This is a genomic window from Symplocastrum torsivum, from assembly GCF_059505465.1.
This window is the reverse complement of the sequence record NZ_JCACKQ010000044.1, coordinates 48,391-56,057: the sequence shown is the minus strand read 5'-3', so window position 1 is coordinate 56,057 and position 7,667 is coordinate 48,391. Positions and strand designations below refer to the sequence as shown.

Below are 7,667 nucleotides of genomic sequence, written 5' to 3'. Positions count from 1 at the left end.
GGGTAAGGCTTTGGCGGCATAATGGCAGGTAGACTTCCGCCGAAGTCTACTAGAGCAACAACAAGAGCATTGATTAAACGATGCTTCATTGCTTTTTTATCCTCCTTATTGATGCCACTCCCTCTAAGCGTTTCATCACGATGAAACTTGACTGCTAAAACAGGAATTCGTTGTGCTATTTATGCGGCTTAGCTTTGGGGCTTTCCTCAGTAGTAAACCCAGACACATAGAATACGCCGAGAAGGTATTCTTACTTCAGTATCAGGGTTAACTGTATTAATACCAAAACTCAGTTATTTGGGTTAGATGAGTCAGCCGGTAGTGATTTCAGTACCGTGGGAATCTTGGCAATAATCGCATCTGCAATCTGTTCTGGTGTCTCAGTAGCGCTTACTGGGATGTGGAGGTCGGCTTCAGCATAGAGGAGATTCCGCTGGTTAAGGAGTGTTTGTAGAGCTTGTGCCGGATTCGCATCTTGCAGAAGAGGGCGACTTGTATCGTTTTGGAGACGCTCAACCAATACTTCTACGGGTGCATCTAGCCAGACAATCAAGCCGTGATGTAAATAACTCCAGTTTAAGTGTCGCAGTACGATGCCACCACCTGTAGCAATTGCCAACTTAGTATGAGCCGATAATTCCGATAGGACTTGAGATTCCAACTGCCGAAAGGCATCTTCACCATCATCAGCAAAAATCTCATTAATCGTTTTACGGGCAACTTTCTCAATCAAGACATCTGTATCAAAAAATTGGTAGCCTAGCTTATTGGCTAGTAGCTGTCCTACCGTTGTTTTTCCGGCACCCATCATGCCAATGATAAAAACGTTGAGTCCTTGTAATAAGTTGTTCACAATCAAGAGGTTATTAGTTTTTAGTTGTTAGCTAAACCTGGCTATCTATGAATTAATCAGCTTTTTGGTACTACATCCTCATTCGTTGCGGCTAAGCTTGTTAAGGTTCCATTTTGATTTGTTGCCGCTGGTTTACTCTGGTTGTCGTTGAATAGCAAACTTGTGAGAGTACGCCCAACGAGCAAGGCAACTTCCTTTGCACTCATCTCTTGTACCATTTGGTCAGTTAATTTTTGAATGACATAGACTTTAAGGAGAGGGGATTGTGTAAAGCTAGTGGACTTTCTTTCAATAAGCGATCGCCTTTGCAAGGACTCCAACGCTTCTAACCTCTGCCACTTTGACATACCTGGTACAAGCGCCTCTGACCCTACAGGTAACATCTCCAAGCGTGGCTCTATCGCCAATCCATACATCAGTTGCTTTTCTATAGGCGAAAGGCGATTGAATTGCTGGTCTAATAGTTCGCGGATATCACCAAAAACAATCGTACCTTCTGCCAAAAATTCTGTAACATCCCCATCAAAGATATCTTGAATCGTCGTTGCAGCAATTTTGATGAGTAATGGATTATTGGCGTAAAGCCTAACAATTGACTCCTGTTCAGGCTCTAAACCAGATTGACATTTGATTTGAAAAAGCTTGATACATTCTTCCGTATTTAAGCCATCTAATTGGAATGTGCGAATAGGTAGTTTTGTTCCTGCAAGAATTGCAATGTCTTTTGGTTTTTCTCGACTAGTAACTACACAACAGCTTTTGTGGCATTCTTCTCCCAGACGCGCAAAGAGTTGCCCATAGTCTTCATAGCCTTCACAATACCCTCCAGCGAATTCGTGAGGGCGCAAAATTGCTTCCACCTGATCTAAAACAAGTAAACACCGATGCGATCGCAAATACGCCATCAACCAGGAAATTTTCCCTCCCACTGTGATGGGTAGACTGATAGGCTGTTGTTCACCAAGCGATTGAACAAGGTCTTCCAAGAAGTCTTCTAGTCGTGGAGATGACCGAAGGCTGCGCCAAATCAAAGACTCAAACTGCGGGGCTGCTTGTTCGGCTAGCTTGGTAGCCAGAACAGTTTTTCCAATCCCTCCCATCCCCAAAATCGCAATTAAGCGACAGCCCTCTTCAACAATCCACTCATTTAGCTGAGTCAGTTCCTTCTGGCGTCCATAGAAGACTTCAACCGCAATCCCTGCCTGCCACTCCTGATGCTTATCAATCGCCTGACTAACCTTAGTTGAGGGTTGAGGAGATTCAGGTTGGTAATCAGCTACAGCTTGTTGACCATAGGGTAGCTTATAACCAGCTTTCTCCAGCAGATTCGTGATGCGGCTCCAGTTCTTAATCGCCATCCCCGACCCGCCCTGTTGAAGCAGCAAGTCCTGAATGTATTTGTACAGCCCATTGGATAAATAAACCCTTACCGCGCTGCTACTACCACTTTTGTATACTTGAGCGGCAATCTCCGCAGGGCTGTAGCCACAAAGCAATCCTCTCAAAAATTTCTTTTCAACTGGTGTTAGACCCCTACCCTTAGCAACGGCAAGGTCTACATAGAGCTTTTCCAGATTCCAGTTGTTTGCCGCTTCTGTAAAGTTCGCTTCAAGCTGCTCATCAGTAGATGCCATTGGCTTGCCAGGTTGTCAAATACCAGATTGTTAACGATTCACTCTAACAAAGTAACAGGGACATCATAACGAATTTGCTAACGTTGGTTAGCTGCTAGAGAGTGCCTACTTTGGTTATGCTAAGCTTCAGCAATACTTCATCTATACTTGATATGAGCTTTGCATAAAATTCATCATAGCTTGCGACAAGTACTAGAGATGAAGTTATTGAGCGTCTATTGTTTTGAGGCTTCTGCCACTGAGGGGGCTACTCTTCTAGAGGACGGTCAATGTTTACCGTCAAGCTCCTTAACAACTTCTAAGACTTAACGTTCCATAACTGTTGTCAATATAGGGTGACAAAGCATATGCTCATGATTCGTAACGTTGTCCAACAGGCAATTGCTACCGGGTATTTGACGATAGAGGCAGAGGAGCAATTGCGACAAATGCTGGCTAAAAAGTATGACCGGGAAGATTTAAGGGCTTTTATGAGCTTACAGCAAGCAGCTATGGCAGGCTTGGTAAAGCAACAGTCTCGTGAACTCCTGCACTCATAGATTTTGTAATCACAATCAGGAGCCAGATCAATTCCGTTTGAATACTGCTCCTATTGGAAGCTGCCACTTGATTTAGGGAAGTTAGCGATTTTTGCTAATGGTTTCAGTCGCAACAACTATAGGCGAAGGATGAAAAATAGAATGGAATCAGTAGGGCTTCGCTAGCGCCGTCTCGGATCTCGCTCATCATCATCAAACTCCTCATCATCTTCAAAACCCCAATCCTCTTCATCGTCTTCCGGTTCAACGGGTTTTTGAAAGGGTGGCGTAATCACCCGATAGTTGGCATCATAAACCGCATCAGATCTGCCCACACCTGACTCGTTTTCATCCCGGTAGCTGTAGGAGTAGACAGAACCCGCTTGGGAACTAGATTTTGGCTCTTGCTTCACTTCATAATTTGTGCGATCGCCTTGTGGGGTACTTCTGGAGTAATTACGACTCGCCTCTTGGTTTACTGAAGTTGATGCGGCTGGCTCTTCATCAAAATCCCAGTCCTCATCAATACCCTCTTCCCAATCCGATGACTCGCTTCTACTAGTTGGTGTTTCAGGAGGGGGTGGGGGTGGGCTGTAGCGAGTTTGAGTCTCCGGTTCTGGTTCTGGAGTTTCCCGCGAAAAAGAACGGCTTCGGGGCGGTACCTCAGTGCGTTCTGCCACACGCCGAGGTGAAGAACCTCTGACAAGAGAGTTCAACAGTTGCAGGAAAAAACTAGTTGCCACTCCAGCCGCAAATGCTCCTCCAATCCATGTGGCTAATGGCTGGGCAGGCGTTGTCACCCCCAAAAACACAAGCGGCAGTACTGGCGACAAATTGGAAAAGGCAAACAAGGTTAGTCCGCCCACCAGTGACAATAGCAGTACAATCCGAATTACAGGCATTTTAAGAGTTATGAGCTTTGAGTTGAGTTAGGAAGGTGCCAGCGATTGCTTTCTTGAGAAAATGCTAGAAGTTGGATTCTAACTCTAGGGTACTGCTTTAATCCCCACTCATCACCCACAACTCCTCAATGTCCCTGCCAACGATTAATTGGAATACAGTCAATATCCAACTGATCTAAAGCCCGCGCCACAACAAAATCCACTAAATCTTCAATCGTTTGAGGATGGTGATACCAAGCGGGGATAGCAGGAACAATTCTTACCCCTGCTTCTGCCAGCGTGGTGAGGTTGCGGAGGTGAATCACGCTCAAGGGAGTCTCACGAGGGACAAGAACCAGATTTCGCCCTTCTTTGAGTTGAACATCGGCTGCGCGTTCTAGCAGGTCAGAACTTAAACCTGTGGCAATTTTTGCTACGGTACTCATACTACAAGGAATAATCACCATCCCTAGCGTCCGGAAAGAGCCGCTAGCGATCGCCGCTCCGACATCCCCCCAGCGATGACAACTTAGTTTGCCGCCTGTAGGCACTCCAGCTTGTTGACGCCAAAATTGTTCCTGTTGGTCAGGTTCTGGTGGCATCCGAATGTTATCCTCGGCTTGCCACACCATGTAGGCTGATTTCGAGGCCACAAGGTCAATGGTATAGTCAGCCTCTAAGAGAAACTTTAAGGTTCTCACCGCATAAATTAAGCCAGAAGCACCCGTAACACCTAAAATTAGGGGTTTAGTCTGTTGTCCGTTGTCTGTTGTCATTTATCGTTAGTTGTTGGTTATTAGTTGTTAGTTGTTAGAGGGGTAGCTGTTTAACAACTAACAACTGGCGTTGGAGGAGTGACCAATATGACAAATGACTTACTCTTCTAAATCTTCCTTGCGGGCAATGCTACCGCCACCAACGGTTACGAGGTCGATTTGCTGGCGATAGTAATCAACGCTCTTCACTTGGACTTCAACGCGATCGCCTAGTCGATAAGCGGTGCGGTTTTTGCGCCCGACCAAACAGGCGTGGCGAGAGCGATACTCATACCAGTCATCTTTAAGAGAGCTGACGTGAACGAGTCCTTCTACGAGCAAGTCTTCAATTTCAACAAAGAAGCCGTAGGACTGCACCCCAGTAATCAAGCCACTGAAGACATCCCCTGTGCGCTCTTTCATCTGCTCAGCTTTCTTTAAGCCCTGCAAATCAATCTCCGCATCAGCCGTAAGCTTCTCACGGTCATTGAGATGGGGAACCAGGGTTGTCGCTTGAGTTTCCAACTCTTGCTGCGTCTCTGGTGGTAAAACATTCCAGTTGACGTTACCGTGGCTGCTGCTATGGGTGAGTGTAACGCGATCTTTGGAACGGGTAGAACGGCGATCGCGTCCTTGGTCAAACATTTCCAGTAGCACCCGTTGCACAAACAAATCGGCATAGCGCCTCAGGGGCGAACAAGCGTGGGTATAGCCACTATCTAACGCTAGACCAAAGTGAAATCCCGGTTTAGAGCTGTAGCCCACTGGCTTTAGAGTTGACTGCAATAAGTAGGTCAACACTTTGGGCGCGGTTGATTTGGCAAACAGTTGGGTAAAGCGTTGGTAGTCCTGAGGTATAACCTCTTCCTCCTGCTCTAGCTGCATATCTAGCTGGAGATTGTTGCCCAGCTTGATCAAGTCCTGAAGCTCATCGGCATCGGGTGGAGATTGTACGCAGTAAATCCCTGGCAAGGCTAAGGCGTGTAAATGAGAGGCGACAGTTTGATTCGCTAATACGGCTAATTCAGCTAAAAGCGATCGCACTGGCAATGAGGAGGAAGCCACTAACGCTCCCAGTCTTCCTTCATCTTTATAAGGGTAGGGGTACTGATTGTCAGTGATACTGAATTCAAATGCCCCCCGTTGCTGTCGCTGGGCTTTTAGAGCAGGACTGATCGTAAAAAATAGCTGGTTGAGCATCTCAGCAGCATCGCTTACCTCTGAGTTTGCCTCCTGATGCTGTACCAAAATTAACTGGGCTTGCTCGTAAGTTAGCTGATGGTTGACCTGAATGACTGAAGGTCGAATTTCAAACTCTACGAGTTGACCTGTCTCATCAAGGGTCAGGAGTACAGAAATTGCTAAGCGGTCTTCACCGGGAACCAAAGAACAAAGACGCTCAACCGCTTCAGGCAGCAACGGCAGCAACGTATCTCCTAGATAAACAGCAGTGCCGCGTTTTCTCGCTTCTTTATCCAACGGCGAGTCAGGCTTAACAAAGCTAGCGACATCAGCGATGTGGACACCTAGCTGCCATCCCGTTTCCGTTTCTTCCAAAGTAAAAGCGTTTTCAACAAGCCCAGAATTACCGATTTCTGAATTATCCTCAATCGTAATTGTGAGCAGCGATCGCAAATCGAGACGTTTCTTTAAATCCGCCTTGCGTAGCTGTTTGGGGAGTGAGTCAGCGGCTTTGAGGATGTCTTCCGGGAAGTTGCGGCGTAAATCATGCTTACAGCAAACGATATCGGTATCAGCCGCGTCTTCAGCGTCAGTGCCTAGGATACGGGCAACCCGACCAAGCGGAGGGTAGTGTCCTAAGGGGTAGCGTAATACTTCAACATGAACCAGATTCTCAACCGCCTGCGCTAAGGTTTCGTCATTCGGTTGGAGGTCAAGTTCAAAGAGCAGTCGGTCATCCAGAGGGACGGCTCGATAACCGTTGTCAGTCTGTTTGACTCGCGCCAGGACAGAAGGGTTGACCCGCTCTAAAATTAAGCGCACCTGCCCTTCAGGACTCCGGCGTCGGCTGCCTTCTTTCGTAATCTTTACCAAAACGCGATCGCCATTCCAAGCCGTACTCAGATGGCTCTTCTGAATGTAAATATCATCAGCTCCCTCAACATCTTGAATCGCAAAGCAAAATCCCTTGCTCGAACAGCGCAGCTTGGCTTCAACAACGTCTTCTTCCTGAACCCGTCGGTACCTGCCACGGTCTTTAATTAAGATGCCGACTTTTTCCAGTGCATCTAGGGCAATGTGGAGTCTTTGGAGACAGTCCTCATCCTGACAACCGAGTTTCTTCTCCAAAACCTTAGGAGCGACTAATTTTTCATCTGAGAAATTTGAAAGCAATGTAGCGATTGAAAATTCCATCAACAATCCTTCTTATCTGATTCGTGATTTTGCTGCTCTTGCCCTGTTGGCAATGCGCTCACACACTGTGACGGTACCTAGGAGAGCACGTAACCAAAGGACTCCACCAGTTGCGATTGGGAACAACAGTCCTCGTGGGTGTGGGGAAAGTTGCCTCATCGCTCCCAATTCAAAGTTCAAAATCCAAAATGTTTGAACTTTGAATTTTGAGATTCAAACCCCATCCAGGCGGGTAGGGCACTTCACCGGGTTAGGCAAGTAAAGATTTACCTAAATCGGTTTGCTGACTGTATCTGTTGTCTTCCGAAGTGAGACTGGGAGCCTCAATCCATTACAAGAGAGATGGATTAACTTACTCTTGAAATTTCCCTAACCTTGAGAAAGTGCCGATTTTTACTAGTGTTTCAACGGCAAGGGTCTATTCCTGCTTTTCACTACTCTTATCCTGTATGATTACTTCCCACCCCAGATAACTGCCACAAAACAGGGAACTCAGGATACAGTTATCTGGAAGAAGTCATCAATACTGGGTTAAGAGTGCTTAAACTACCCAGTTTCTAGCTTACGGACACATAGTTTGACACACCGCCTTTCAGGGATTGTTACCGCTCTTCGTTCTGGCTCTTCCAATTTTAGATTTTGGATGATTA

At 46.5% G+C, this 7,667-nt stretch carries 6 protein-coding genes; 1 reads left to right on the top strand and 5 read right to left on the bottom strand.

Features of this window, described 5'->3' with window-relative positions:
- Positions 1–289: 289 nt before the first annotated feature.
- Both AC5JL3_RS13915 and AC5JL3_RS13910 read right to left on the bottom strand, forming a co-directional pair.
- Complete coding sequence (locus AC5JL3_RS13915) at positions 290–853, bottom strand: shikimate kinase (RefSeq protein WP_496075038.1); 564 nt, start codon at positions 851–853, stop codon at positions 290–292.
- A 56-nt stretch (positions 854–909) separates the two neighbouring features.
- Entirely contained in the window at positions 910–2,487 is a 1,578-nt protein-coding gene (locus AC5JL3_RS13910; protein WP_496075037.1) for an NB-ARC domain-containing protein, read from the bottom strand.
- Positions 2,488–2,834: 347 nt separating this feature from the next.
- Here AC5JL3_RS13910 and AC5JL3_RS13905 point away from each other — a divergent pair, with 347 nt between their 5' ends.
- Entirely contained in the window at positions 2,835–3,026 is a 192-nt protein-coding gene (locus AC5JL3_RS13905; RefSeq protein WP_192222106.1) for a hypothetical protein, read from the top strand.
- A 161-nt stretch (positions 3,027–3,187) separates the two neighbouring features.
- Here AC5JL3_RS13905 and AC5JL3_RS13900 read toward each other — a convergent pair whose 3' ends face one another.
- From AC5JL3_RS13900 to AC5JL3_RS13890, 3 genes are all read right to left on the bottom strand, one after another.
- A complete protein-coding gene (locus AC5JL3_RS13900; protein ID WP_496075036.1) occupies positions 3,188–3,907 on the bottom strand; it encodes a hypothetical protein in 720 nt (239 codons plus the stop codon).
- 125 nt (positions 3,908–4,032) lie between these two features.
- A complete protein-coding gene (locus AC5JL3_RS13895) occupies positions 4,033–4,662 on the bottom strand; it encodes a flavin prenyltransferase UbiX (protein WP_496075035.1) in 630 nt (209 codons plus the stop codon).
- A 99-nt stretch (positions 4,663–4,761) separates the two neighbouring features.
- On the bottom strand, positions 4,762–7,017 hold the full coding sequence (locus tag AC5JL3_RS13890; RefSeq protein WP_496075034.1) for a ribonuclease R family protein: 2,256 nt from the start codon (positions 7,015–7,017) through the stop codon (positions 4,762–4,764).
- Positions 7,018–7,667 lie beyond the last annotated feature (650 nt).